General features: G+C 70.2%; 23 protein-coding genes and 1 pseudogene. 15 read left to right on the top strand and 9 right to left on the bottom strand.

What is annotated here, in order from left to right:
- Positions 1–58 precede the first annotated feature (58 nt).
- Genes HC028_RS22610 through HC028_RS22620 form a run of 3 tightly spaced genes read left to right on the top strand, consistent with a single transcriptional unit; the run spans position 59 to position 2,897 of the window.
- Positions 59–1,315, top strand: a complete 1,257-nt coding sequence (locus tag HC028_RS22610; RefSeq protein WP_168079432.1) for a D-alanyl-D-alanine carboxypeptidase family protein — start codon at positions 59–61, stop codon at positions 1,313–1,315.
- Positions 1,312–1,950, top strand: coding sequence for a GNAT family N-acetyltransferase (locus tag HC028_RS22615; protein WP_203981450.1), 639 nt, complete (start codon positions 1,312–1,314; stop codon positions 1,948–1,950). The genes HC028_RS22610 and HC028_RS22615 overlap by 4 nt, the downstream gene beginning before the upstream one ends.
- Before the next feature lie 59 nt (positions 1,951–2,009).
- Positions 2,010–2,897: an alpha/beta fold hydrolase gene (locus HC028_RS22620; RefSeq protein ID WP_239075601.1), complete on the top strand. Its 888-nt coding sequence runs from the start codon at positions 2,010–2,012 to the stop codon at positions 2,895–2,897.
- Positions 2,898–2,901: 4 nt separating this feature from the next.
- On the opposite strand, the gene HC028_RS22625 is transcribed toward HC028_RS22620, so the two are convergent.
- A complete protein-coding gene (locus HC028_RS22625; protein ID WP_168079405.1) occupies positions 2,902–3,327 on the bottom strand; it encodes a TIGR03668 family PPOX class F420-dependent oxidoreductase in 426 nt (141 codons plus the stop codon).
- 12 nt (positions 3,328–3,339) lie between these two features.
- The gene (locus tag HC028_RS22630) at positions 3,340–4,179 is read right to left on the bottom strand and encodes an LLM class F420-dependent oxidoreductase (protein WP_168079406.1); all 840 of its coding nucleotides are present in this window, start codon (positions 4,177–4,179) and stop codon (positions 3,340–3,342) included.
- Between the two features lie 294 nt (positions 4,180–4,473).
- Between HC028_RS22630 and HC028_RS22635 the strand changes: the two genes are divergently transcribed.
- From HC028_RS22635 to HC028_RS22665, 7 genes are all read left to right on the top strand, one after another.
- A complete protein-coding gene (locus HC028_RS22635; RefSeq protein ID WP_239075602.1) occupies positions 4,474–5,604 on the top strand; it encodes an ABC transporter substrate-binding protein in 1,131 nt (376 codons plus the stop codon).
- A 9-nt stretch (positions 5,605–5,613) separates the two neighbouring features.
- Positions 5,614–6,555, top strand: coding sequence for an ABC transporter permease (locus HC028_RS22640; RefSeq protein WP_168079407.1), 942 nt, complete (start codon positions 5,614–5,616; stop codon positions 6,553–6,555).
- On the top strand, positions 6,543–7,499 hold the full coding sequence (locus tag HC028_RS22645; RefSeq protein WP_168079408.1) for an ABC transporter permease: 957 nt from the start codon (positions 6,543–6,545) through the stop codon (positions 7,497–7,499). The genes HC028_RS22640 and HC028_RS22645 overlap by 13 nt, the downstream gene beginning before the upstream one ends.
- On the top strand, positions 7,496–8,581 hold the full coding sequence (locus HC028_RS22650; protein ID WP_239075603.1) for an ABC transporter ATP-binding protein: 1,086 nt from the start codon (positions 7,496–7,498) through the stop codon (positions 8,579–8,581). Before HC028_RS22645 ends, HC028_RS22650 begins: the two co-directional genes overlap by 4 nt.
- Before the next feature lie 97 nt (positions 8,582–8,678).
- Positions 8,679–9,590: an MIP/aquaporin family protein gene (locus tag HC028_RS22655; RefSeq protein WP_168079409.1), complete on the top strand. Its 912-nt coding sequence runs from the start codon at positions 8,679–8,681 to the stop codon at positions 9,588–9,590.
- Positions 9,591–9,751: 161 nt separating this feature from the next.
- The gene (locus HC028_RS22660; protein ID WP_373313981.1) at positions 9,752–10,675 is read left to right on the top strand and encodes a slipin family protein; all 924 of its coding nucleotides are present in this window, start codon (positions 9,752–9,754) and stop codon (positions 10,673–10,675) included.
- A gap of 12 nt (positions 10,676–10,687) precedes the next feature.
- Positions 10,688–11,467: an SDR family NAD(P)-dependent oxidoreductase gene (locus HC028_RS22665; RefSeq protein WP_203981452.1), complete on the top strand. Its 780-nt coding sequence runs from the start codon at positions 10,688–10,690 to the stop codon at positions 11,465–11,467.
- A gap of 11 nt (positions 11,468–11,478) precedes the next feature.
- Here the strand turns inward: HC028_RS22665 and HC028_RS22670 are convergent, their stop codons facing one another.
- The 3 genes and pseudogenes from HC028_RS22670 to HC028_RS22680 form a co-directional block, all read right to left on the bottom strand.
- Positions 11,479–12,018, bottom strand: coding sequence for a GGDEF domain-containing protein (locus HC028_RS22670; RefSeq protein WP_239075604.1), 540 nt, complete (start codon positions 12,016–12,018; stop codon positions 11,479–11,481).
- Positions 11,990–12,475: an MCP four helix bundle domain-containing protein gene (locus HC028_RS22675; protein WP_168079411.1), complete on the bottom strand. Its 486-nt coding sequence runs from the start codon at positions 12,473–12,475 to the stop codon at positions 11,990–11,992. Before HC028_RS22675 ends, HC028_RS22670 begins: the two co-directional genes overlap by 29 nt.
- Before the next feature lie 87 nt (positions 12,476–12,562).
- Positions 12,563–12,745, bottom strand: a pseudogene (locus tag HC028_RS22680) (DUF397 domain-containing protein); the annotation flags it as partial.
- A gap of 50 nt (positions 12,746–12,795) precedes the next feature.
- Here HC028_RS22680 and HC028_RS22685 point away from each other — a divergent pair.
- Positions 12,796–14,166 carry a type I glutamate--ammonia ligase gene (locus tag HC028_RS22685; RefSeq protein WP_168079412.1) on the top strand — a complete coding sequence of 457 codons (1,371 nt, stop codon included), beginning with the start codon at positions 12,796–12,798 and terminating at the stop codon, positions 14,164–14,166.
- A gap of 3 nt (positions 14,167–14,169) precedes the next feature.
- A complete protein-coding gene (locus HC028_RS22690; protein ID WP_239075605.1) occupies positions 14,170–14,715 on the top strand; it encodes a DUF2243 domain-containing protein in 546 nt (181 codons plus the stop codon).
- A 77-nt stretch (positions 14,716–14,792) separates the two neighbouring features.
- Here the strand turns inward: HC028_RS22690 and HC028_RS22695 are convergent, their stop codons facing one another.
- From HC028_RS22695 to HC028_RS22705, 3 genes are all read right to left on the bottom strand, one after another.
- The gene (locus HC028_RS22695) at positions 14,793–15,626 is read right to left on the bottom strand and encodes a pentapeptide repeat-containing protein (RefSeq protein ID WP_168079413.1); all 834 of its coding nucleotides are present in this window, start codon (positions 15,624–15,626) and stop codon (positions 14,793–14,795) included.
- 192 nt (positions 15,627–15,818) lie between these two features.
- Positions 15,819–16,691, bottom strand: coding sequence for a hypothetical protein (locus HC028_RS22700; protein ID WP_168079414.1), 873 nt, complete (start codon positions 16,689–16,691; stop codon positions 15,819–15,821).
- A 96-nt stretch (positions 16,692–16,787) separates the two neighbouring features.
- Positions 16,788–18,308, bottom strand: a complete 1,521-nt coding sequence (locus HC028_RS22705; protein ID WP_168079415.1) for a serine/threonine-protein kinase — start codon at positions 18,306–18,308, stop codon at positions 16,788–16,790.
- Positions 18,309–18,679: 371 nt separating this feature from the next.
- Between HC028_RS22705 and HC028_RS22710 the strand changes: the two genes are divergently transcribed.
- Positions 18,680–19,246 carry a hypothetical protein gene (locus HC028_RS22710; RefSeq protein WP_168079416.1) on the top strand — a complete coding sequence of 189 codons (567 nt, stop codon included), beginning with the start codon at positions 18,680–18,682 and terminating at the stop codon, positions 19,244–19,246.
- Between the two features lie 410 nt (positions 19,247–19,656).
- The gene (locus tag HC028_RS22715) at positions 19,657–21,519 is read left to right on the top strand and encodes a S15 peptidase family protein (protein WP_168079417.1); all 1,863 of its coding nucleotides are present in this window, start codon (positions 19,657–19,659) and stop codon (positions 21,517–21,519) included.
- Positions 21,520–21,561: 42 nt separating this feature from the next.
- Here the strand turns inward: HC028_RS22715 and HC028_RS22720 are convergent, their stop codons facing one another.
- On the bottom strand, positions 21,562–22,425 hold the full coding sequence (locus HC028_RS22720) for a hypothetical protein (RefSeq protein ID WP_168079418.1): 864 nt from the start codon (positions 22,423–22,425) through the stop codon (positions 21,562–21,564).
- A 287-nt stretch (positions 22,426–22,712) separates the two neighbouring features.
- Here HC028_RS22720 and leuE point away from each other — a divergent pair, with 287 nt between their 5' ends.
- Positions 22,713–23,378, top strand: coding sequence for a leucine efflux protein LeuE (leuE, locus tag HC028_RS22725; protein WP_168079419.1), 666 nt, complete (start codon positions 22,713–22,715; stop codon positions 23,376–23,378).
- The last annotated feature ends 104 nt before the right edge of the window (positions 23,379–23,482 follow it).

Consider the following 23,482-nt stretch of genomic DNA (forward strand, 5'->3'; position numbering starts at 1 on the left):
GAGCGGTAGACGTCTGACGACAGCACTGGCTAGCGCCCTGCTGGCGGCGCCCACGCCGGTGGCTCCGGTCGCGGCCGCTGCCGCCCCGTCACCGGTGAGCAGACCGGCAGCCGCCGCGAGCAGACGGGCGGGCGCAGCGAGCAGACCGGCGGCCGCCGCGAGCCGACCGTCGTTCGTGGCGTGCCCCAGCGCCGCGGTGCGGTCGCGCCCGCCCCGGCCCGTGCCGCCACCCACCGATCCCACCCGCCCGACCGTCGGCGGCGACGGCCTGGGGACTGCCGGCTTGACGCTGCCGCCCGGTGCGCCACCCCCGCCCGCGTCCAAGGTGAGCGCCACGTCCTGGGTGGTGGCCGATCTGGACAGCGGCGCCGTGCTCGGCGCGTGCGGACCCCACGAGAAGAGCCCGCCGGCCAGCGTGCAGAAGTTGCTCTTGGCGGCGGCCGTGCTGCCGAAGCTGGACCCCGCCCAGGTCGTCGAGGTGACCCGGTCCGATCTGGACTTCGAACCGGGCAGCTCGGCCGTTGGCCTGCTGCTCGGCGGCCACTACACGGTCGAGACGATCTGGCTGGGGCTCCTGCTGAACTCGGGTAACGACGCCGCCAACGTGCTGGCCCGACTCGGCGGCGGTGATGCCGGTGCGCCCGGAGGCGTGCGGCTGATGAACGAAACCGCCCGCCACCTCGGCGCACTGGACACCCACGCGGTGACACCATCGGGGTTGGACGGCCCGGGCCAGTTCACGAGCGCCTATGACCTGGCGCTCATCGCACGGGCCTGCTTCGCTCGGGAGGACTTTCGAAAGTACGACGCGACGCAGGTGGCGCAGGTCCCGGCCCAACCGCCGCAGGATCCCCGCGGATTCCAGATCGGCAACGACAACCAGATCCTGTACGCGTACCCGGGCGCGCTGGGCGGCAAGACCGGATTCACCGATCTGGCTCGACACACGTACGTCGGCGCCGCGGAGCGCAACGGCCGGCGGCTGGTGGTGACGCTGCTCGGCGCGGAGAACGAGCCGGTCCGCGGCTGGCAGCAGGGGGCGGCGCTCCTCGACTGGGGTTTCTCGCTGCCGAAGGATGTGGCGGTGGCCCGGCTGGTGGCGCCGGGGGAGGCCGACCCGAAGCTCACACCCAGTGGCGCGCCCGTGTTGGCCGTCCCGCCCGCCATGCGGCAGCAGGCGACCACGCACTGGTTGTCGGCGGTGGTGGGGGCCGCCGTGGCCGCAGTCGTCGTCGTGCCGCTGTCCGCGCTGCTGGCGCTCGCGGTGGCACGGCGACGCCGCCGCATCGGTGCGCCCGGCCAGGAGAACATGTGACGCACCGCCGGCGCGCCAGCGGAAACCGGTGGCGGCACCGGCTGCTCCTGTTCCAGGATCGCGGCGTGCGAGCCGCCGCGGAGTTCCTGGAGCACGACGGTGTCCGGCTGCGCCGGTGGCGCGTCGACGACGTCGACGCCGTGCTGCGCGTGGTCAGCGAGTCCCTTGACCATCTGGCACCGTGGATGCCGTGGGCGGCCAACGGGTACGGTCGCGCCGATGCCGCCGCGTTCGTCGAGCGGAGCCAGGCCGACTGGCGGGCCGGCACCGCGTACAACTACGCCATCATCGCCCCCGACGACATCGCCCCCGACGACACCGCCCCCGACGACACCGTCGTCGGCAGCTGCGGGTTGATGGCGCGGATCGGAGCCGGTGGCCTCGAGATCGGGTACTGGCTGCACCCGTGCTACACCGGCCGGGGCATCGTGACCCGTGCCGTCAAGGCGCTGATCGAAGAGGCGTTCCAGGTCGGCGCGGACCGGGTCGAAATCGTGCACGACGCGGCCAACGAGCGCAGCGGGGCGGTACCCCGGCGCCTCGGCTTCGTCGAGATCGCGCGGCGTCGACCGCCGCAGGAGCCGGTCACCAGCGGGGAAGCGGGCGAGGACGTCATCTGGCAGCTGGTGCGCTGACCCTGGCTCGTCGACCCTGGTCACTGCCGGTCGCAGTGCGGGTTCCTGAGCGTGGTGGAATGGAGCCCGAGGTGATCGCGATGCATGTGGACCTGAGTGACGGCCGGCGGCTCGATGTCCAGGTGGCCGGGCCGGCGGGCGGTTTTCCGCTGGTGTACCACCACGGCGCGCCCGGTGCGGCGGTGCTCTACCACCCGATGGTGGCCGCCGCGGCGCGGCACGGGCTGCGTACCGTGATCTACGCGCGCCCGGGCTACGGCCACTCCACCGCCAGCCCCGGCCGGGTGGTCGCCGACGCGGCGGCAGACACCGCGGCGGTGCTCGACGCGCTGGGGCTCGGCGAATTCCTGACGGTTGGCTGGTCGGGTGGCGGGCCGCACGCGCTCGCCTGCGCGACCCTGCTGCCAGGCCGGTGCCTGGGTGCGGCGACGATCGGTGGCGTCGCGCCGTTCACCGCTTCCGGCCTGGACTGGACGGCCGGGATGGGCGCCGACAACATCGAGGAGTTCGGCGCGGCCGTGAGGGGCGACCCGGCCCTGACGAAGTACCTGCAGGCGCAGGCGGACGTGCTTCGCACCGTCACGGCCTCGGACCTCGTCGCGGCGCTCGGTGACCTGGTGTCCGATGTAGACCGTCGCCAGCTGACCGGTGGCTTCGCCCGGTACATGGCGGAGTCGTTCCGGACGGCGGTGACCGCCGGGATCGCCGGATGGCACGACGACGACCTGGCCTTCGTGGGGGACTGGGGGTTCGAGCCCCGAGCCGGCTGCCCGGTGGCGGTGTGGCAGGGCGACCAGGACCGCATGGTGCCGTACTCCCACGGGCAGTGGCTGGCCGCGCGTGTGCCCGGCGTACGCGCGCACCTGCTGCCCGGCCACGGACACCTGTCCCTGCTCGGCGACGCGTTCGACGACATCCTCGACGACCTGGTCGCAAACCGGGCCTGAGCGGTCAGTTCCCGGCGGCCGACCAACTCGACCAGCGCTCCACGCCGATCGCCACCACCGGCCCGCGAGGCGGGTTCTCCCGGTACTGCGGGTAGCGGGCGGCGAGCCGGGCGATGGCGTCCCGCCCTTCGGGTTCGTCGGCGTCGAGGATTCGGCCCGTACCGTCGGCGCGCACCCACCACAGCTTGGTCCAGTCGTCGGAGTAGTGGTCGACGAGGACGGCGACGCGCGGGTTGGCCGTGATGTTGGCGAGCCGGCGCAGCGCGGTGGTGCGCTTGGGCTTGGCGTCGACGGCGCTGTAAATGATGTCGCGCTCGGTTGCCAGCGCGAACACCATCGGTACGACGTGCGGGCGGCCGTCAGTGTCCGCGGTCGCCAGCCGGGCGACCCGGGACTCCGCGAAGCGCCGCTGCGCCTCCTCGTCGTTCATCGGGCGCGGCCGTCATCCACCGGTGAACTGGAGGATGGCGTCCTCCCACACCTCCAAAGACTGCTGTACCGGGCCGGCCGGGCCGGACGGGACCCAGTGCAGGGCCCGGCGCACCCCGGCCCGCTCGAAGCGCTCCAGCACCGCGGGGTCGGGCGGGGCGGACAGGATCTGCACCTCGATGTGCCGGTCCGCCCGCGCGCGTAGCTCGTTGATGCGGTCGAACAGGGTGTCGTCACCGCGCCAGTTGGGCATCCACGCGTCGCCGAACGCGAGTACCCGATCGAGGACCGTGGGGCCGTCGCCGCCGACGAGCACGGGCGGGTGCGGCCGCTGGGCCGGCTTGGGGTACGACCAGATCCGCTCGAAGTTGACGTACTCGCCGGAGTAGCTGGCCTCGTCCTGGGTCCAGATCGCCTTCATCGCCTCGACCCGTTCGCGCATGAGAGCCATCCGGGTACGAGGGTCGGTGCCGTGGTTGCGCATCTCCTCGCGGTTCCAGCCCGCGCCGACGCCGAACTCCATGCGCCCGCCGGACAGGTGGTCCACGCTGGCCACCTCCTTGGCGGTGATGATCGGGTCGCGCTCGACCACCAGGCAGATGCCGCTGCCCACCCGCAGCTTGGTCGTCGCCATCGCGGCCGCCGTCAGTGCTACGAACAGGTCGTAGGTGTGCCAGTACTTTCGCGGCAGGTCGGCACCCGGATCCTCTGACCACGGGCTCTCCCGGCTGGCCGGGATGTGGGTGTGCTCGGCGAAGAGTAGGGCGTCCTGACCGTGGTCCTCGAGCATCCCGGCGAGGGCGCCCGGGTTCATGCCGTCATGTGTCGGAAAATATCCGACGCCGAAATCCATTTCACCAGTTTAGGGGTGATCCCGCCGACGCGCTCGGCGAGCGCTGGATGCTTCTGGGGACGTGGACGTCGCGCCGAAGCTGGACGCGTCCCCGTAGGGGGAGGGGCCCCGCTGCGCGCCCACCGCCGTAGCGGGGTCCCTCCTTTGAGTACTCACCCGGTCGCCTAGGCCTCATGCCTTGGACACTGCATCGTTGCCGAGCTGACATGGTCTTTTCCTATTCCGTTTGCACGAGGTGTACAAGGATCATGCTCAGTGCCGGTCCAGCGCTGGACCGGTTTATAAGGAGGAACCGTGCAAAGCTTGGTTGCCCGGGGGGCGGTCTTACTGGCAGCGTCCACACTCGCACTGGGCGTCGCCGCGTGCTCACCCCCGCCGATGAAGGACTCCGGATCGTCGAGCGACGCGGCCAAGGCCACCAGCGCCGCCGATCTCGGCGGCCTCGACAAGCTCGTCGCGGCGGCGAAGAAGGAAGGGCAGCTCAACGTCATCGCGCTGCCTCCGGACTGGGCCAACTATGGCGAGATAATCAAGAAGTTCAGCGAGAAATACGGCATAAAGGTCAATTCCGCCCAGCCCGACGCGTCGAGCCAGGACGAGATCAACGCCGCCAACCAGTTGAAGGGCCAGGCCAACGCGCCCGACGTCTTCGACCTGGGTAGCGCCGTCGCGTCCGCCAACGTGGCGAAGTTCGCTCCGTACAAGGTGGAGAAGTTCAGCGAGATCCCGGACAAGCTGAAGGACGCGAACGGCGCCTGGGTCAACGACTACGGCGGCTACATGTCGATCGGGTACGACTCGTCGAAGGTACCGGCGCCGACCAGCCTCGCGGACCTGCTCAAGCCGGAGTACAAGGGCAAGGTCGCGCTCAACGGCGACCCGACCCAGGCCGGCGCGGCGTTCAGCGGCGTGGTCATGGCGACGCTGGGCAACGGCGGCTCGGCCGATGACATCTCCAAGGGCGTCGACTTCTTCTCGCAGCTGAAGAAGGCCGGCAACTTCCTCCCGGTCGACCCGACCCCGGCCACGATCGAGTCGGGCCAGACCCCGGTCGTCATCGACTGGGACTACACGAACGTCGCCCAGGGCGCCAAGCTCAAGGGCAAGCTGGAGTGGAAGACGGTCGTTCCGGCCAACGCGGTCCTCGGCGCCTACTACGCGCAGGCGATCAGCAAGGATGCCCCGCACCCCGCCGCGGCCCGGCTGTGGCAGGAGTTCCTGTACTCCGACGAGGGCCAGAACCTGTGGCTCAAGGGTTACGCCCGACCGGTCCGGATGGACGCCATGCAGAAGGCCGGCACCATCGACAAGGCCGCCTTCGACACGCTGCCCAAGGCCACCGGTACGCCGGTGTTCCTGACCGAGGACCAGACGAAGAAGGCCAAGGACTACCTGGCCGCCAACTGGGCCAAGGCCATCGGCTGACGGTTGCGCATGCCTACTGTCGCTCAACGCTCGGCTGAGCCGGCCTCGAACCCCGCTCCCGCGGGTCGGGGCCGGCTCAGCCGCGGCGCCGTCAATCGAAGCATCGCCCGTAGCAGCAGCCTGCTCGGCGTCGTTCCGTTCTTCGCCTTCGTCACGGTGTTCCTGGCCATCCCCACCCTGGTGGTGGCGATCGGCGCGTTCGCCGGTGACGACGGCCGCCCGACGCTGGCCAACCTCGCGGCGCTGGCGAACGGGTACATCATCGACGCGTTCGTGCGTAGCATCCTGCTGTCGGCGGTCACCGCGGTGATCGGCGCGGTGCTGGGCGCGCTGCTCGCGTACGCCCTGGTCACCGCGAAGGAGGGCGGCCTGCTGCGGCGCGTCGTGACCGCGGCCTCCGGCGTACTCGCCCAGTTCGGCGGGGTCACCCTCGCGTTCGCGTTCATGGCGACGATCGGCCTGTCCGGCTTCGTCACCGTCTTCCTGCGAGACAACCTCGGAATCGATATCTACTCGGGCGGAGTCTGGCTGTTCGAAATGCCCGGCCTGGTGCTGGTGTACACGTACTTCCAGGTGCCGCTCATGGTCATCGTGTTCCTGCCCGCGCTGGACGGGATCAGGCCACAGTGGCGGGAGGCCACCGAGAGCCTCGGCGGCTCGACCTGGCAGTACTGGCGGCGGGTCGCCGGGCCGCTGCTGGCCCCGGCGTTCCTGGGTTCGACGCTGCTGCTGTTCGCGAACGCATTCTCGGCGTACGCGACCGCGGCGGCGCTGGTCAGCCAGGGCAACCTGATCGTGCCGCTGCAGATCCGCACCGCGCTGACCAGCGATGTCGTACTCGGTCAGCAGAACCTCGGGAAGGCGATGGCGCTCGGCATGGTCGTGGTCGTCGCCGTCGTCATGGGCCTGTACGCGCTGCTGCAGCGGAGGACCGCGCGATGGCTGGGCTGACCCTGGGGGAGACGCCGCCGAGCAATTCGCGACCCCGGCGCCAGCGGCTCAGCGCCCGGAGAGCCCGCCGGCAACGGGCGTTCCGTTGGGCTGCCGTCACCGTCCTCGCCGTGTTCTTCCTGCTGCCGCTGCTGGCGATGCTCGAGTTCACCACCCGCGGCGCGGGCGGGAAGCGCTCGTTCGACACCTGGCGGCTGCTGGTCGACTGGGGACGGCTCAGCGAGACGTATCCCGCCCTGTCCGCCGGGATCATCGACTCGGCCGGGCAGGTCGTGCTCACCGTACTGCTGACGCTGGTGCTGCTGGTGCCGACCGTGATCTGGGTACGGCTCCGGCTGCCCCGGCTGCGCCGGCTGGTCGAGTTCGTCTGCCTGTTGCCGCTGACCATCCCGGCGATCGTGCTCGTGGTCGGGCTCGCCCCGGTGTACGCGTGGGTCGTGTACTTCCTCGGCGGCTCCTCGGTCACGCTCACGTTCGCGTACACGATCCTCGTGCTCCCGTACGCCTACCGCGCGATCGACGCGGGGCTGTCCGCGATCGACGTGCGTACGCTCGCCGAGGCCGCGCGTAGCCTCGGAGCCGGCTGGGGCACGGTGATGTGGCGGGTGATCCTGCCGAACATCCGGTCGGCGGTGATGAGCGCCGCGTTCCTCACGGTCGCGCTGGTGCTGGGCGAGTTCACCATCGCGTCACTGCTCAACCGCAGCAACGTGCAGGTCGCCATCAACTTCCTCGGCAAGAGCAGCGCGACCATGTCCGTCGCGGTCTCGCTGGCGGCGCTGGTACTCGCGTTCGTGCTGCTGTTCCTGCTGTCCCTGGTCGGCGGCCGCCGCCGGCTCTCTTTGGTCGGCGGCCGCCGCCGATTCTCTTTGGTCGGCCGCCGCCGACGATTCTCTTTGGTCGGCCGCCGCCGACGGGGCACTCCGAAGGAGAACAACTCGTGACCGGATCCATCGAAGTGGCCCCGGCGGCCGCGGCGCGCCCCGGCGGCCACGGCGTCGAGGTACGCCTGGAGGGCCTGCGCCGCAGGTTCGCCCATGTGCAGGCGCTCGACGGCCTCGACCTGGTCCTCGCCCCCGGTGAGCTCGTCGCGCTGCTGGGCCCCTCCGGGTGCGGCAAGACGACCGCGCTGCGGGTCCTCGCCGGGCTGGAGGACACCGACTCCGGGCGGGTGCTCGTCGGCGGGCGCGACATCACCATGCTGCCGGCCAACCGCCGGGACATGGGCATGGTGTTCCAGGCGTACAGCCTCTTCCCGCACCTGACGGCTCAGGAGAACGTCGAGTTCGGCCTGCGGCTGCGCAAGCGGCCGGCCGGTGACCGCCGGCGCCGCGCCGCCGAGATGCTGGACCTGGTGGGCATCGGCACGCACGCCGGCCGGTACCCGCACCAGCTCTCCGGTGGCCAGCAGCAGCGGGTCGCCCTGGCCCGCGCGCTCGCGATCGAACCGCAGGTGCTCCTGCTCGACGAGCCGCTGTCGGCGCTCGACGCCAAGGTGCGCGTCCAGCTCCGCGACGAGATCCGTCGCATCCAGGTCGAGGTGGGCACCACCACCCTGTTCGTGACGCACGACCAGGAGGAGGCGCTCGCGGTCGCCGACCGGGTCGGTGTCATGCGCGACGGGCGGCTGGAGCAGGTCGGGCCACCGGCCGAGATCTACCTGCGTCCGGCGACGCCGTTCGTGGCCGATTTCGTGGGGCTGAGCAACCGGCTTCCGGGCCGCCTCGTCACCGGAGCCGTGGAGGTGTTCGGCACCCGGCTCCCGCTGGTCGACCCAGCCGCCGCGCCGGCCGCCACCGAGGTCACCGCGCTCGTCCGCCCCGAGGCTGTCGACGTGGTCGCCGACCCGGACGGCGCCGGCCGGGTCCTCGCGGCGAGCTTCCTCGGGCCCACGAGCCGGGTCACCGTCGAGCTGCCCGGGGACGTGCTGGTCGTCGCGCAGGTCGCCAGCGCCCGGCTGGCCGAGCTCACGCCGGGCACGCCGGTCCGGGTGGAGCTGCACCAGGTTCCGACGGCGCTGGCCTGAGGGTTGCGCGATCTTGGGCACCTAGGCCGGCCATGACCGGTTCAAGTGTCCAAGATCGGGGACGTTTCGGTCGGGTCGGGGGTGGAAGGGCACCCTCATGTCGGCGCATCTTGCGCGCCGTGTTCTCGCCGAACTGATCGGAACCGCGCTCCTGGTCTTCTTCGGTGCCGGTGCGGTGGTCGCAGCCATCCTCGCCGGCGAGGGCCGGCTCGACTACGCCGGACTCGGGGTGATCGGTCTCGCCTTTGGCCTGGTCATCGCGGTTGTCAGCTACGTATTCGGTCCGATCTCCGGGGCGCACGTCAACCCGGCGGTGAGCATCGCGCTGGCCGCGGTCCGGCGGTTCCCCTGGCGCGACGTGCCGGCGTACGTCGCCGCACAGGTCGTCGGGGGAGTGCTGGGCGGCGTACTCGTGGTCGCGGTCTTCGGCCCCCGCGCGACGCAGATCGGCGGCGTGGGACTGACGGCGTTGAGCCCCCTAGCCGGGTACGCCAGGGGCGTGGCGGCGGAAGCGCTCGGCACGTTCCTCTGGCTGCTCGCGTACCTGGCGGTCGCGATCGACCGGCGTGCGCCGCCCGGACCGGCCGGTTTCGTCGTCGGGCTCGCGGTCAGTGTCGCGATCTTCGTTGTCGGGCCGCTCACAGGCGCGTCGCTCAACCCGGCCCGCACGCTTGGTTCGTACCTTCCGAACGCTCTTTTCGGTGGCTTCACCCCCTGGGCTGAGCTCTGGGTCTACGTCGTCGGTCCGCTCATCGGGGGTGTCCTCGCGGCGCTCGCCTACGTCGCGGTAGCCCGCCCGGGCCGCGAGGTAGGCGAGGAAGCGGCCCCCAGCGTCGATGCCGCGCCGAGCGCCGACGCCGCGCCGAGCGCCGACGCCGCGCCGAGCGCCGACGCCGCGCCGAGCGCCGACGCCGCGCCGAGCGCCGACGCCGACGCCGACGCCGACGCCGACGCCGACGCCGTACAGCGTGATGACCTCCCGGACGCCCGCGACGGCGAGCGAGAGTAAGCCTCGCGAGCACCGGGTGGGGACGGGGCTGTGGGTGGCCGGCTGGGCCGTCGCCGTACTGATCGCGACCGTGTCAGCCGTTTACCTCGCGAAGCAACTGAGCGGCAGGTGAACGCGGGGATAGGATCGGTCGTAGGGGCGACCGCTACGGCAGGCGGGAGCTGGTCATGGCCATCATCGAGGCGCTCATCGTCGCCGCGGGGCTCGGTGCGGCGGGGGTGGCGTCGAGCGCGCGGATCGTCAAGCAGTACGAGCGGGGGCTTGTTTTCCGGTTCGGCCGCCTTCTCAACGAGGTCCGTGGGCCGGGCCTCGCCGTCATAACCCCGGCCATCGACCGGCTGCGCCGGGTCAACATGCAGATCGTCACGCTGCCGGTTCCGGCGCAGGACGGCATCACCCGCGACAACGTGACGGTCAAGGTCGACGCGGTCGTGTACTTCAACGTCGTGGACCCGGTACGCGCGATCGTCAACGTGCAGGACTACCGCTTCGCGGTGCTCCAGGTAGCGCAGACCTCGCTGCGTTCGATCATCGGCAAGAGTGACCTGGACGATCTGCTGGGCAATCGGGAGCGGCTCAACCAGGGCCTGGAGCTCATGATTGACAGTCCCGCGCTGGGCTGGGGGATCCACATCGACCGGGTGGAGATCAAGGATGTCTCGCTGCCGGAGTCGATGAAGCGCTCGATCGCGCGGCAGGCCGAAGCCGAACGGGAACGGCGGGCCCGCATCATCACCGCGGACGGCGAACTGCAGGCGTCCAACAAGCTGGCCCAGGCTGCGGCGGTCATGAGCGACACCCCGACCGCCCTGCAACTGCGGTTGCTGGAGACCGTCGTCGAGGTGGCCGCCGAGAAGAACTCGACGCTGGTGCTCCCGTTCCCGGTGGAGTTGCTGCGGTTCCTGGAGAGTTCGCCCCCTGAACGGGGTGGTGCGCCGGCCGACACCAAGGCCAGGCCGGACGCCTCACCGGGCGCACCGATCCCCGGAGAATCGGCCGCGATCGAGCAATCGCCGCTGCGGGACCTGGAAGCCGCCCGGCAATCGGGAAAGCAGCGGGTGAACGCAGAGCAGTCGTCCTCATAGGAGTGTCCTAAGGTGACTGACGAAACCGGAGTTCCGGCGAACACGCCGGGCCAGTCCCTGGCGGGGCGGGTCGCCCTGGTGACCGGCGCGTCCGGCGGTATCGGCTCCGCGCTGGCCCGTCGGTTGGCCGAGAGTGGAGTCGATCTGGCGCTTACGTACAGCGAGCAGGCCGAGGACGCGGAGAAGCTCGCCGAGAACGTGCGCGCGGTGGGCCGGAGGGCGATCGTCATGCAGGCCGACTTCGCTGATCCGCAGACGCCTCAGCGCGTGGTACGCGAGGCTGAAACCCAGCTTCGTAGCGGGCTGGACATGCTCATCCCGGCCGCGGGCGTGGCCAGGGTGACGTCGTGGAAGGACGTCGACCTCGACCTGTGGGACAGGACGTACGCCGTCAACACGCGGGCGCCGTTCCTACTCGTCCAGTACGTGCTGCAAGGAATGATCGGGCGTAGCTTCGGGCGGATCCTGTTCTTCTCGTCGGTCGCCGCGTTCAACGGGGGCATCGTCGGACCGCACTACGCGTCGAGCAAGGCGGCCCTGCACGGGCTCGTGCACCACCTGGCGCCGCGGGTCGCCGACGAGGGCGTGACGGTCAACGCGATCGCGCCCGCGCTCATCGCCGGTACCCGCATGCTCCCGGACAACCCGCACGACCCGGCCGTACCGTTGCCCATCCCGGTCGGCCGGCTCGGCACCACCGAGGAGGTCGCCGACCTCGCGCTGGCGATGCTGCGCAACGGGTACCTCACCAACAAGGTGATCGGCCTGGACGGCGGCCTGCACCCGGACTGACGGCGTCCGGCTTATGCGGAGGTCAGGTCCACCCCCGGATTGCCTCGGTCTGTGTCGTTCCCGTTCGTGCCGTTCAGATCCGTGGCGCGTCGGGCCGGCGTGCTCTCGCTGCCGGGTGCGGGAGCGGTCACGGTGCGGTTCCGGCCGGCGTTCTTGGCCTTGTACAGCGCCTCGTCCGCCCGTGCGACCAGGCGCTGCGGGGTCTCGGACCCGTCCCACTCGGCGATGCCGGCGGAGAAGGTCTGGCCGAACGGAGTCTGCGCGCGAAGTCGCTCGACCAACGCTGTCATCTGCTGTTGCGTCAAGCCTATGGCCATGACCGTGAACTCCTCGCCGCCGTACCGGGCGAGCAGGTCATCCTTGCGTAGCTCCGCCCGCCACGCCGCGGCCGCCTGCCTCAACAGCTCGTCGCCGGTCGGGTGGCCATGCGTGTCGTTGTACGCCTTGAAGTGGTCGAGGTCCACCACGGCGACGGCCAGCTTCTCGCCGGCCCGGCGCGCCATCACGATCCCGCGGGGCAGCTCAAGGTCCCATGCGCGCCGGTTCGGCACCCCGGTCAGCCTTCAGGGTGTCCCACATCGGCCGGCCATGCGTCAGGTCGAACGTTGCGCTGGTCGCTCTCAGGTACTCGTTCCAGTCCTGCTCGTACTTCGCCAACGACTCCCGATTCTCGGTGCGCAGCGGCAGCTCCCGGTAGGAGGCGAACAGTTCGCGCAGGTCGGCGTCGATCCGGGCCATCGAGTCGACGGTTTCCTGGCGCTGCGGGTGGCCGGGCCCCAGGACCAGGTACGTCCACTGATCCGCACGGTACTGCTTCGTCAAGCCGTCGATCTGGCCGATGATCCGCGTGCCGGACGCGCTGACCCGTGCTATGTGGTCGATCTTCGTGGCGGCCGACCACAGTTGCCAGGACGATAGCGCCGTGGGGAGCAGCATCAGGCCCACGATGAGGCCGAGGCTGCGGCGATGAGCCTTGGCCAGCGTGGCGGGCCAGAACCAGGGGTGCAAGGAGTCTCTTCTGCTGAGCGGGTGGTACGTCTCCGCACGTCGGCAGGCAATTGTCTACTGTGGGCTATGTAGAGTGACGTGTACCACTCATCGGGGCGCGGCACGGTCGCCTAATCCGGTCAGAAACGAGGCGGCATCGAACTCGCCGTGCTTGATGCCGGCTACGAAGGTGGCCCATGCGGTGGGACTGAACGTCAGCGCGGGGCCGGCCGGGTCCTTGCTGTCGCGGACGGCGACGACGTCGGGCAGATTGTCGGCGACTTCGACACAGCCCCACCGCCCGTTGTGATGATCTCGGCAAGCTGGGGGAGAATCCTGCTATGGGTCCCCTGGGGCCAACGGAGCGCGGCGAGCTCGCCGCGCGGGCCCGCGAGATCGCTGATGACCTGGCCACCGGCGCCGTCCGGGCGGTCGCACTCACCTGGGTCGACAACGCCGGCGTCACCCGGGTCAAGACCGTCCCGCGACACCGCTTGCCACACATCGCAGCCTGGGGCGTCGGCGCGTCGCCGGTGTTCGACGTGTTCTGCGTCGACGACTCGATCACAACCAGCCGGTACATCGGCGGTCCCGTCGGCGATCTACGGCTGCACCCGGACCTTGACCGGATGACCGTCCTGGCCGCGCAGCACGGCTGGGCGTGGGCGCCGGTCGACCGGTGGACCCAGGAGGGCGAGCCGTACCCGGCCTGCCAGCGGATGTTCGCCCGGCGGATGGCGGTGCGGCTGGCCGACGCCGGTGTGCGGATGCGGGCCGCGTTCGAGGTGGAGTGGTTCGTCGGGAAAACCGCTGACGACCCCGTACCAGCGACGACCGGCCCGGCATACGGGATGACCCGGGTCGTCGAGCTGTCGGACTACGCACGGGATCTGTTGGACGCGCTGGCCGCGCAGGACGTCGCGGTCGAGCAGTTCCACCCCGAGTACGCCTCCGGCCAGCTGGAGCTGTCGGTGGCTCCGGGCGATCCGGTGGCCGCCGCCGACATGGTTGTGCTCGTGCGCCAGACGATCCGGGCGGTCGCAGGCCACCACGGGCTGCGGGTCTCGTTCGCCCCCATGGTCGCCGCCGGGCAGGTGGGTAACGGTGCGCACCTGCACTTCTCGCTATGGGACGGGGAGCGGAACCTCTTCGCCGGAGGTGACGGCCCGTACGGCATGACGGCGCGCGGCGAGTCGATCCTGGCCGCCCTGCTCGACCGGATGCCCGCGCTCGTTTGCGTCACCGCGCCGAGCGTGGCGAGCTACCTGCGTCTCGTACCGCAGCGGTGGGCCGGCGCCTTCCAGTGCTGGGGCAGGGAGAACCGGGAAGCCGCCCTGCGGTTTGTGACCGGCGTGACCGGAGCCCACGACACCGCCGCCAACGCCGAGCTCAAGTGCTGCGACCCGGCGGCCAACCCGTACCTGGCCGTCGGCGCCGTCTGCGCCGTCGCGGCGCATGCTCTCGACGCGGGTTTGAAACTGCCGGCCGAGGTGACGGTCGACCCGGCCGCGCTACCTGAGCCTGAGAGACCGCCCCGGCTACCCGACTCGCTCCCGACGGCCATCGCCCGTTTGGAGCGCGACGACCTGCTGCGGGAGGCGATGGGGGAGGAGCTGTTCGAGGCGTTCCTCGCGGTACGCCGCGCCGAGGCGGAGACTTTCGGCGACCGCGAACCCGAGGAGGTCGTCGCGGCGACGCGGTGGGTGTACTAACTGGTGCCGGTGGGTACCGGTGGCGTCATGGCCGTGCGCAGCGAGACGGCGGACCACCGCCGCCTGCCGTCGAAGGCGTCCGGATTGTTGTTCGGGGTGGGCCTGGGCGGCTTTATCGACGGCATCGTTTTGCATCAGATCCTCCAGTGGCACCACATGGTGAGCCACGTAGCGGAGTACCCGCCGACCACGGTCGCTGGCCTCGAGGTGAACACCCTGGCCGATGGCTTCTTCCACGTGGCGACCTGGTTTTTTGTCCTGGCTGGCTCGATCACCGCCCTCAAGGCGTGGCGCGAAGGTCGGTTGGCGCCGAGTTGGTCGTTCCACTTCGGCTTGGGGCTGATGGGGTGGGGCATCTTCAACGTGGTCGAGGGCCTCATCGACCACCAGATTCTCGGCATTCACCACGTGCGTGACGACCTGGGTGCACCGCTGTCCTGGGACATCGGATTCCTGGTGTTCGGCCTACTCCTGATCATGGGCGGATGGATGCTGTACAAGCGCGGCCTCGCCGCGATGCAGCGCCGCACACCCCCGACAGCGGCTTGAGTCGAGACCCTGCGACGCGCTCATCAGCCGCTGCTGGGGTTCCGGGCGTAGCCGATGGGGCGGAACACCGGCCGGCGCTACCAGTGCGCGGGGCGCGTGAGCCGCGGGGGCAACCTGGTGGCGGCGTCCCCCTTGGCCGCGTTGACCTGGGCCTGGGTGAGGAAGATGCTTCCGGTGAGGTCGGCGCCGCGAAGGCTTGCGTCGCGGAAGTCCGCCCCGATCAGATCAGCGGCTCGCAGGTCGGCACGGGTGAGATCGGCCGCGATGAGGTAGGCGCCGCGCAGGTTCGCACCCCGCAGGTTGGCGCCCTTGAGACTCGCCCCGATGAGATCCGCGCCCCGGTGGTTCTTCTTGCGGCCCGGGACGGTGGCCCGTACCAGTTCGCTGGTGCGTAGCAGCAGGGTATTGATCTCTTGGCGCAGCGACGGCACGTCCACCGCGGCGAGCGTTTCGGCGCTGCTGCGGGTGAGGCGGTCGGTGTCGTTCAACGCGCGGCGAAGATCGCCGTGGAGGGGGCGGGCCGGCGGTAGCGTCAGCGCTTCGGTCAGGTACCAGAGCAGCTCGTGGAGCTGCCGCATGATCGGAAACACGTCGAACATCCGCCGCGCGGTCTGCGGGTCCTGCCGCCAGTCCTGCCCGCCGAAGGTGAGCTGGGAGACCTTCTGCCCCGCGCCGAAGCAGTCGAAGGCGGTGCAGCCGGGGAAGCCCCGCTCGCGCAGGTGGGCGTGGATACCGCAGCGGAAATCAGCCTGCAGGTTCACACACGGCCTGCCGGCGTCCTTGTCGATCGCGAAATCGGCCGAGGCGGTGAAGGGCAGCGCGACGCAGCACAGTCCGAAGCAGCGTGCGCAGTCGGCTCGCAGACCGAGACCGTCATCGTCGTTGGACGGGGATGGGCGATTGTGGGACAACTTCCGTGATCTCCTGCCGCAACCTCTGGCTAAGAACCCATTGTCCCGATCGTTTGCGATGGATGGGCCGGCGCACCCCCGCCTCAGGTCCGGTACGCCCGTCGCTGTGATCTCAACCGGCTGTGATCTCAACCGGCCGCGATCTCAGCCGGCCGCGATCTCAACCGGCTGTGATCTAAACCGGCTGTGATCTCAACCGGCCGCGATGTCGGCCGCGGCGACGGCCTCCAAAGCGCCTGACCGCAGCCGTTCGTCACCGCGCACGCGCCAGTTCAGCTCGAGGTGGATGAAGACGGTACCGAGCCGCTCGGCCGTCAGCGCCTGGACGTTGCCGATACCTTCCAGGCGGCCGCGGCTGTCCTGCCAGGACTGGCAGGTGGCCAGCCCGATCCGGCGCAGCCGGTCGGTGACCCGCACCGCAGCGGGGGTCGCGGTCGTGGTGCCGGTCGAGATGACCGCGTCCAGGCCAGGGAGGCTGCGGTCCGCGAAGCCGTGCAGTTGGACCTGGGGCAGGCGCCGACCGGCAGCCCCGGCGGCCAGGGCGTTGAACAGCGACCGGTCGTTGTGCGCCACATCCGCCGCGCCGCCGGCCGCCCTCCGGTGCGCGCCGGCCATCAGCAGGACAGAGCCGGGTACGAGCCGGAAGAGCCGGGCGCCCATCCGCTCCGTACGAAGGTCGGAGTTGGGGTGCGGAACCTCGACAACCACGCGCGCCGGCATGGACAGGTCGACCAGGACGACCCCCCACGCTCCGCCAACATACATCGCGTACGGGCGGCCGGTGGCGGCGTCGATCTCTTCCCCCCGTGAGAAGCCGAGCCGGGTCAGGGCGGAAGGGGTGGACTGTGGCGCGACAGGATGGTTCGTGGCTGTGTGACCTGCGCCTGTGTGCGCCCTGGCGAGGTGGCCCCTAGCGAGGTGGCCCCTGGCGAGGTGGCCCCTGGCGATGTGGTCGATGGCGATCATCGCCAGCCGCCGCTCGGCCGGCCAGGGATCCCGGTACGGCGCAGCCGGGCGGAGCCGCGCCGCGAAGCCAGCGAAGCGCTCCTCCAGGTCAGCGACCATTGGCGAAAGCCTACGCCGGGCGGGAAGCCGAACGCGGGCGTGGGTTCGACGGTATGGGTTCGCTGGCTCCCCGACCAACGGAGAGCTGCTGAATGATCAGTTGCTGACGGGTGGGTCTGCGGGGGGAGCGGACGGAGCGGCGCTCGGCGACTCCGTCGGGACGGCGGTCGGGCCGGGCGCGGGCGGCGGCACAGGGGCGGCGGTCGGCGTCGGGACGGCGGTCGCGGCCGGCGCAGCTGGCGACGGGGTGGGCCGGCTGGTGGTGGGAGTGGGCGCCGGCGCGGAGACCGCGGTGCTGGCCCGTACGGGAACCGCTGGCCGGGCCGCAGTCTGGCTGGACGGCGTGGGCGTGGTGGTGGACGGGTTCGCCACGGGGGCCATGGGAGCACCCGTCTGCTCCGCCCTGTCGGCCGGACTGGTGCCGGCAGGCCGGGACAGGCCGACCAGGCCGCCGAACGCGGCGAGCCCGAGCACGACAGCCGCCGCGACACCGGCCACGCCGAGTACGGCGGCCAGGCGTGGACCCCGGCGAAGTCGGCTCGGCGGCTGGGTGAGAAGTGCGGGCAGGTCCGGCGTGGTGGGCGGGTCGAGTTCCGCGGGTTGAACGGTGGAGGCGGCCACCGCAGGCCCTAGCGTCGCAGTGCCTTGAGCCGCAGACCGTTGAGCCGCAGACCCTTGAGCCGCAGACCCTTGAGCCGCAGACCGTTGAGCCGCAGACCCTTGAGCCGCGGCGACTCCGGCCGCAGCCGACGCAGCCGTCACTGAGCGAGCCGCGGCCGGCCCGGTCCTGGGTGCACCGGTCCTGGCTGATGGAACCACGGCCCACTGAATCGCGCCTGACCGAATCGCGTTCGGATTGGCCGTCACGGCGCGGGCGGTGGCGGCGAACGCGGCGGCGGTGGGGTACCGGTCGGCCGGGTTCTTGGCCAGCGTGCGGGCGACCAGCATCTGTACCCGGGGCGGTATGTCGCCCGGCAACGGTGGCGGTGGGTCGGACACATGCTGGAGGGCGATCTCCAGCGGGGTCTCACCGTTGAACGGTGGATGGCCGGCCAGGCAGTGGAAGGCCACGGCCCCGAGCGCGTAAATGTCGGTGGCGGGGGAGACCGGGTGGCCCGAGGCCTGCTCGGGTGCCATGTACATGGCGGTGCCGAGAATAGCGTTGGCCGTGGTGATCTGCGTCACGGCCGGTGAACGCGCGACTCCGAAGTCGACGAGCTTCACCGCCCCGTCCGGCTGGACCAGCAAGTTTCCCGGCTTGACGTCTCGGTGGATGATTCCGTGCATGTGGGCGGCGTGCAGCGCGTCGGCGGCCTGTGCCACTACGGACATGGTCTCGGCGACCGACAGCCGCCCCGAGTCGACGATCCGCCGGGACAGCGGATCGCCGTCCACGTACGCCATCACCAGGTACGCGATGTTACCGCCCGTGTTCAGGGCGCTACGGCCGTAGTCGTAGACGTTGACGACGTTCGGGTGGGTCAGGGCGGCCATCATCCGGGCCTCTGAGCGGAACCTGGTGTCGAAATCCGGATCTTTCACCAGAGCCGGGCGCAACACCTTGACCGCGACAGTTCGGGTGAGCGAGACGTCGGTGGCCCGCCAGACCTCGCCCATACCGCCGTCAGCAATGGGCTCATCTAAGCGGTAGCGGCCCCCGAGCACGTCCCCTGCACACAACACACGCCATCTGTACCCAGTCGTACAGGCAACTATGCACAAACTTGGACGTGCTGAAGATCACTCGGCCCGCTGTGGAGCACCGAGCGGGCCGGTGCTCCGCAGCGGCCCGCAGCCTTAACCAGGCGCGGTCCTAACCAGGTGTAGCCGTAGCCCAGTCGGGTAGCGGGCCCCCGTTCGGGAAGGGGCGTCAGTTCGGTGGCGCTCCAGCTCGGCAGTGCTGTCGGTAGTGCTGTCGGTAGTGCTGTCGGTAGTGCTGTCGGTAGTGCTTCAGCCCCGCAATGTATCCGCTCGGTTAGGAGCCGAACATGGTCGAACGCGACCCGATTCTGAAAGCGATGTACGACACCGGCCTCGCCGCGTGGTTCGGCGGCTCGCTGATGGGGGTGGTGGGCCTCAACGGCGCGGCCGCGGAGGCCAGGGATCCACGCGAACGGCTGCGTATCTCCTCCATCGGCTGGGACCGGTGGACCCCGCTCAACGCGGCGGCGATCGGAGCGCACCTGATCGGCGGGGTGGGCATGAGGATGTCGGAGCGCCGGCCCGGCGGCGATGAGGAAGGCCCTCCGATGAAGAACCTCAAGACCTGCCTCAGCATCGCCGCGCTGGCGGCGACCGGCTACAGCCGCTGGCTGGGAATAAGAATGGAGCGAGCTCGCGAGGCTCCGGTCGCGGGTGTTACCGAGCCGAGCGGCGAAGTTCCCGAAGACGTGCGTGAGGCACAGCAGAGGCAGCGGATCGTACAGTGGACGATCCCTGTCCTCACGGGCGCGCTCATCGTCGTGAGCTCCATAGCGACCGAACTGGAAAAGCCCCGCGGACCTGTCGGCACCGTCGGCACGCGGGCGGCCCGGGCGCTCATGCCGTTCGGCTAGCGCCTGCTGGAGGTGGCGGTCTCCGAGGCGGGCATTTCCCAGCTAGATATTTCGCAGGCGGATATTTTCCCAGGCAGAGTCATCTCCGCGTGGATGGCTGAGCCCGTTCCCGTACCCCTGGCGGGGGACGGCGGTGTTACGCCGTGCTCCGCTTCGCCGATAGGGCTGTTGTAGGGCGATGCGCATCGATTGCTCGATGCGCCGGGGCGCGGGCGAAGGGTAGAGCCGCCATGACCAGAGCTGCCACGACCAGACCTGCCGCGGCCAGAATTACCGTAACGAGAACAGCCTCGAGTAAAGCCGCCGTAGCCAGGGCCTTCGTCCCGCTTGTGGTTGTCGGCCTCGTCGCGGCCGGTGCGGCACAACCGGCCGGCGCTGCGGTGTTTAGTTCCGTGGTGTCTAGTTCCGCGGTGCCTGACCCGTCGGTACTGTCGGCCAACTGCGCGCCCTACCCGGGCGGAACTACGGTCTGCTCGGCCCAGGTGCCCAGCTTTGACGGTTCACCGCTTGATGTGGACGTCACCTTGCCGATGGCCGGTACCGGCTCCCGGCACCCACTGATCGTACTGATGCACGGCTTCGGTAACAACAAGCACGAGTGGCAGTCCACCTCGGACGAGGCCGACGTGGCCGACAAGTACCACTGGAACAGTCACTGGTTCGCGAAGCACGGCTACTACGTGCTCACGTACACCGCCCGCGGTTTCAAAGACAACGGCCCGACCGCAAGTTACCAGCCGGCAACGCCGGCCGGAACGGCGCCGAACTGCCTGCCCCCGGGCGGTTCGGCGTGCCTGCCGTCCGGCACGATCCGGGTCAAGAACAAGGACGTCGAGATCCGCGACACCCAATGGCTCGCGGCGCTCACCGCCCGGGCATTTACCGACATCAACCGCGACCAGGTCGCCGTCAGCGGTGGTTCGTACGGCGGTGGGGAGAGCTGGCTGCAGGCCGCTGAGCAGGCCGCCCGTCCGTACTGGGCCGACTTCCCAGAGCTGCCGCGACTGCGCCTGCAGGTCGCGGTACCAAAGTACCCGTGGACCGACCTGGCGTACTCGCTCCTTCCCAACGGGCACGGGCCCGATCTCTACTCCTCTTCCCAGGGCGCGCCGGACACCCTCGGCGTGGGCAACCCGATCGGGGTCGCCAAGACCAGTTACATCAACGGCCTGTACGCGCTCGGCACCACCAACGGCGTCTTCGACGAAGGCTCCCCCGGGCCGCAGACGAACGGCCCCGAGCCGTACACCGCCTGGCTGAACCGGATGGCCGCGGGGGAGCCGTACAGCGCCCCCGGCCGCGTCGACGATCCCGTCGTCGGGCAGCTTCGCACCAGCTTCAGCGGCTGGCACTCCGCGTACTATCAGCCCGGCTGGCGTATCGGAAAGGCCGCGGGCCGGGAGCCGGCCGTGTACTCCATCTCCGGCTGGACCGACGACCTGTTCCCGGCGGTCGAGTCGTTCCGGATGTACAACTACCTCAAGTCGCTCGACCCGCGCTGGCCGGTGGCGGTCGCCGTCGGCGACCTGGGGCACTCGAGGGCGCAGAACCCGCCGGCCGTCTGGCAGGCGGTCAACGCGCAGGCGTGGAGGTTCCTGCAGGACCACATTACCGGCAGTCATCCACAATGGACGTCTGTCACGAGCTTCCCCACCGTGTGCGGCGGTAATCCAACCACTGCCGGCCAGATCTTCGCGCCGACCCCGGAGAGCCTCGCCCGTGGCCGGTTGACCGTCGACTACAACGGCACGGCAGTACTGGCCCCTACCGCCGGTGCGAGTGACCCGAACGGCCCCGCCGCCGACGCGGTGGCCGGCGTTAACCCCGTTCCCGGCGGGGACGGCTGCCGCACCTCGCCGGGTCCGGTCCCGCCTGATGGGTACTCCGCGGTCTCGGCGCCACTGCCCGCCGCGCAGACCTTCGTCGGTATCGGATACGCCCAGGCCGAGTACACGGCCGTGCCACCGCTGTCCACCGCCGTGCTCGCCGCGCGTGTGTGGGACGTCAAGCCAGACGGCACCGCCGTACTGGTCAGCAGAGGCGTGTACCGGTTCGACTTCAACGGATACGACGCGACCACGGGCACGGTACGGGTGCCGCTGTACGGCAACCACTGGGCGTTCCCGCAAGGTGACCGGATCCGGCTGGACCTGGTCCAGGTGGACCAGCCGACCTTCCGGGCACCGAACCCGGGTGTGACCAGCCCGCTGGAGCTTTCCGGCACCCGGCTGGTGCTGCCGGTACGCGAGACCGGCGAGACCACGGTTCGGTAGGGGCGGAAGAGACGCGTACGAGTCCCGCAGGGCCCGCATCCCTCAGGACCCGGGCGGGCCGAACCACGGGTTGTCGACCCGGGAGAAGTGGTGGTCGGCGATGTGGTTGAGGATCCGCCTCGCGTCCCGGAATCTGTCGGCGACCTGCGACACGACGGCAAGTTGTGCGGTCGCTACCGGCGCCAGCTCGGATGCCAGGCGGTACCAGCGCTGGCCGAGATGCTCCAGGAGCTGGATCGGCGGCGCCGTCAGCAGGCCGCTCTCGTCGTCCTGCGCCAGCCCGGTGGCCCGCAGTAGCCGCGCCGTGTCGAACGGCCCGAATGCGTACAGCTGGGCGTAGTCGGGAAACACCCCGGTCAGGAACAGCGAGACGTCCCCTAGCCGCCGGTACGCGCCAGGACGGTATGCGCGCGGTGTCTGCTCCGCGAGCTGGGCCAGCCGGAGCGGGTCGAGCTCGCTGTACCGCTGTGAGCGCCATCCTCGAGCCGTACGCGTCCAGTACCGGCCACTGGCCACGCGTACGAACGAAGCCAGCAGCTCGGCCAGGAACAGCCGGCGCATCGGATCGATCAGGAAATCCCGGAGCCGTGGGGCGTCGAACACCGGTACCCGCTGGCGGGGCGCGGAGCGCTCGGCCAGGAACGGGGCGACGGAGATCTCCCTCGCGGCCTGTTCGACCGCGACCAGGAACGTGAAGAACGGGGAGATCCCGATCAGGCCGGCCGGATCCGGCCCGTACACCCGGTCGAACAGCTCCGGGTGATCGAACAGATCCAGTACGGTCTCAGGCTGCCCGCGCAGCTCACCCGCGCGCTCGGTGTCCATGCCGATCCAGGCGGACAGGACCTCGAGGTCCGCGTCCGTGAGGTGCTCGAGATAGCCTCTGCCGGCACCCTCCCGGTCCACGTTTCCACGTTATGCCCGGCCGTACTCTGGCTCATCAGTGCCCTGGCTCCCGGGCTCGCTGCCGTTCTTCGCTGCCGCTCTTCTCTGCCGTTCTTCGCTGCCGCTCGCCTCTTCCGCCGTGGGACTGGTGGTGGGGGCGTCCCACGAGGGCGCCCCGCCATCGGGTGGGCGCCGAGCAAGCCTGTCCGTGTCGCCGATGCTGGTGATACACGATCTTGGCTAGGTTCGTTCGGCTAGGTGGGCCGTGGCCAAAAACACCTGGTACGGCGGCCGGCAAGGAGATCAAGATGGGGCACATGCTGGGCATTACCAACATCTGGACGTACGTGATCGGGACCGTCGCGATCGTCCTGCTGCCGGGGCCGAACTCGATGTTCGTGCTGTCGGTGGCGGCCCGCCGGGGCGTGCGCGCCGGATATGCCGGCGCGTGCGGCGTGTTCATCGGCGATGCCGTACTGATGACGCTGTCTGCGGCCGGGGTCGCGTCGCTGCTGCGCGCCGAACCGGCGCTGTTCACGGTAGTCAAGTACGCCGGCGCCGCGTACCTGTGCTGGATAGGTATCGGGATGCTGCGCGGGGCGTGGCGCCGCTGGCGGCGTCCAGTCGAGCCGGCCGATGAGCCCGCGGCCAGCATACGGACGGCCGAGGAGCGCAGCCCATTTCGCCGCGCCCTGGTGATCAGCCTGCTCAATCCGAAGGCGACCCTGTTCTTCGTCTCGTTCTTCATCCAGTTCGTTCAGCCCGGGTACCCCCACGCCTGGCTGTCGTTCCTGGTTTTGGGTGCGATCGCCGAACTTGTGAGCGCGGCGTATCTGACTACGCTGATCTTCACCGGCAGTTACCTGGCCACCCAGTTTCGCCGCCGGCGGAAGTTGGCCACCGCGCTGACGACCGGTGTTGCGGCCGTCTTCGTCGGGTTCGCGGTCAAGCTGGCCACCGCTTCGCTCACATAGACGGTCACTTGGACGCGGGGAAGTCCAGGTCGTTAAGCACCTTCGGTGGGTCACACGTCGGCTGGGACGCGCGCATTGACTGGGCGGGGAGCGGCGATGGTTTC

It is taken from the genome of Planosporangium flavigriseum (assembly GCF_011947225.1).
GTDB classification, from domain to species: Bacteria; Actinomycetota; Actinomycetes; order Mycobacteriales; family Micromonosporaceae; genus Planosporangium; species Planosporangium flavigriseum.

Coding starts and splice junctions, on each gene's coding strand:
- HC028_RS22655 (WP_168079409.1), top strand. CDS start 8,679: ATGTCGGCGCATCTTGCGCGCCGTGTTCTCGCCGAACTGATCGGAACC.
- HC028_RS22645 (WP_168079408.1), top strand. CDS start 6,543: ATGGCTGGGCTGACCCTGGGGGAGACGCCGCCGAGCAATTCGCGACCC.
- HC028_RS22710 (WP_168079416.1), top strand. CDS start 18,680: ATGGTCGAACGCGACCCGATTCTGAAAGCGATGTACGACACCGGCCTC.
- HC028_RS22705 (WP_168079415.1), bottom strand. CDS start 18,308: ATGGGCGAGGTCTGGCGGGCCACCGACGTCTCGCTCACCCGAACTGTC.
- HC028_RS22625 (WP_168079405.1), bottom strand. CDS start 3,327: ATGAACGACGAGGAGGCGCAGCGGCGCTTCGCGGAGTCCCGGGTCGCC.
- leuE (WP_168079419.1), top strand. CDS start 22,713: ATGGGGCACATGCTGGGCATTACCAACATCTGGACGTACGTGATCGGG.
- HC028_RS22640 (WP_168079407.1), top strand. CDS start 5,614: ATGCCTACTGTCGCTCAACGCTCGGCTGAGCCGGCCTCGAACCCCGCT.
- HC028_RS22630 (WP_168079406.1), bottom strand. CDS start 4,179: ATGGATTTCGGCGTCGGATATTTTCCGACACATGACGGCATGAACCCG.
- HC028_RS22700 (WP_168079414.1), bottom strand. CDS start 16,691: ATGGTCGCTGACCTGGAGGAGCGCTTCGCTGGCTTCGCGGCGCGGCTC.
- HC028_RS22620 (WP_239075601.1), top strand. CDS start 2,010: ATGGAGCCCGAGGTGATCGCGATGCATGTGGACCTGAGTGACGGCCGG.
- HC028_RS22685 (WP_168079412.1), top strand. CDS start 12,796: ATGGGTCCCCTGGGGCCAACGGAGCGCGGCGAGCTCGCCGCGCGGGCC.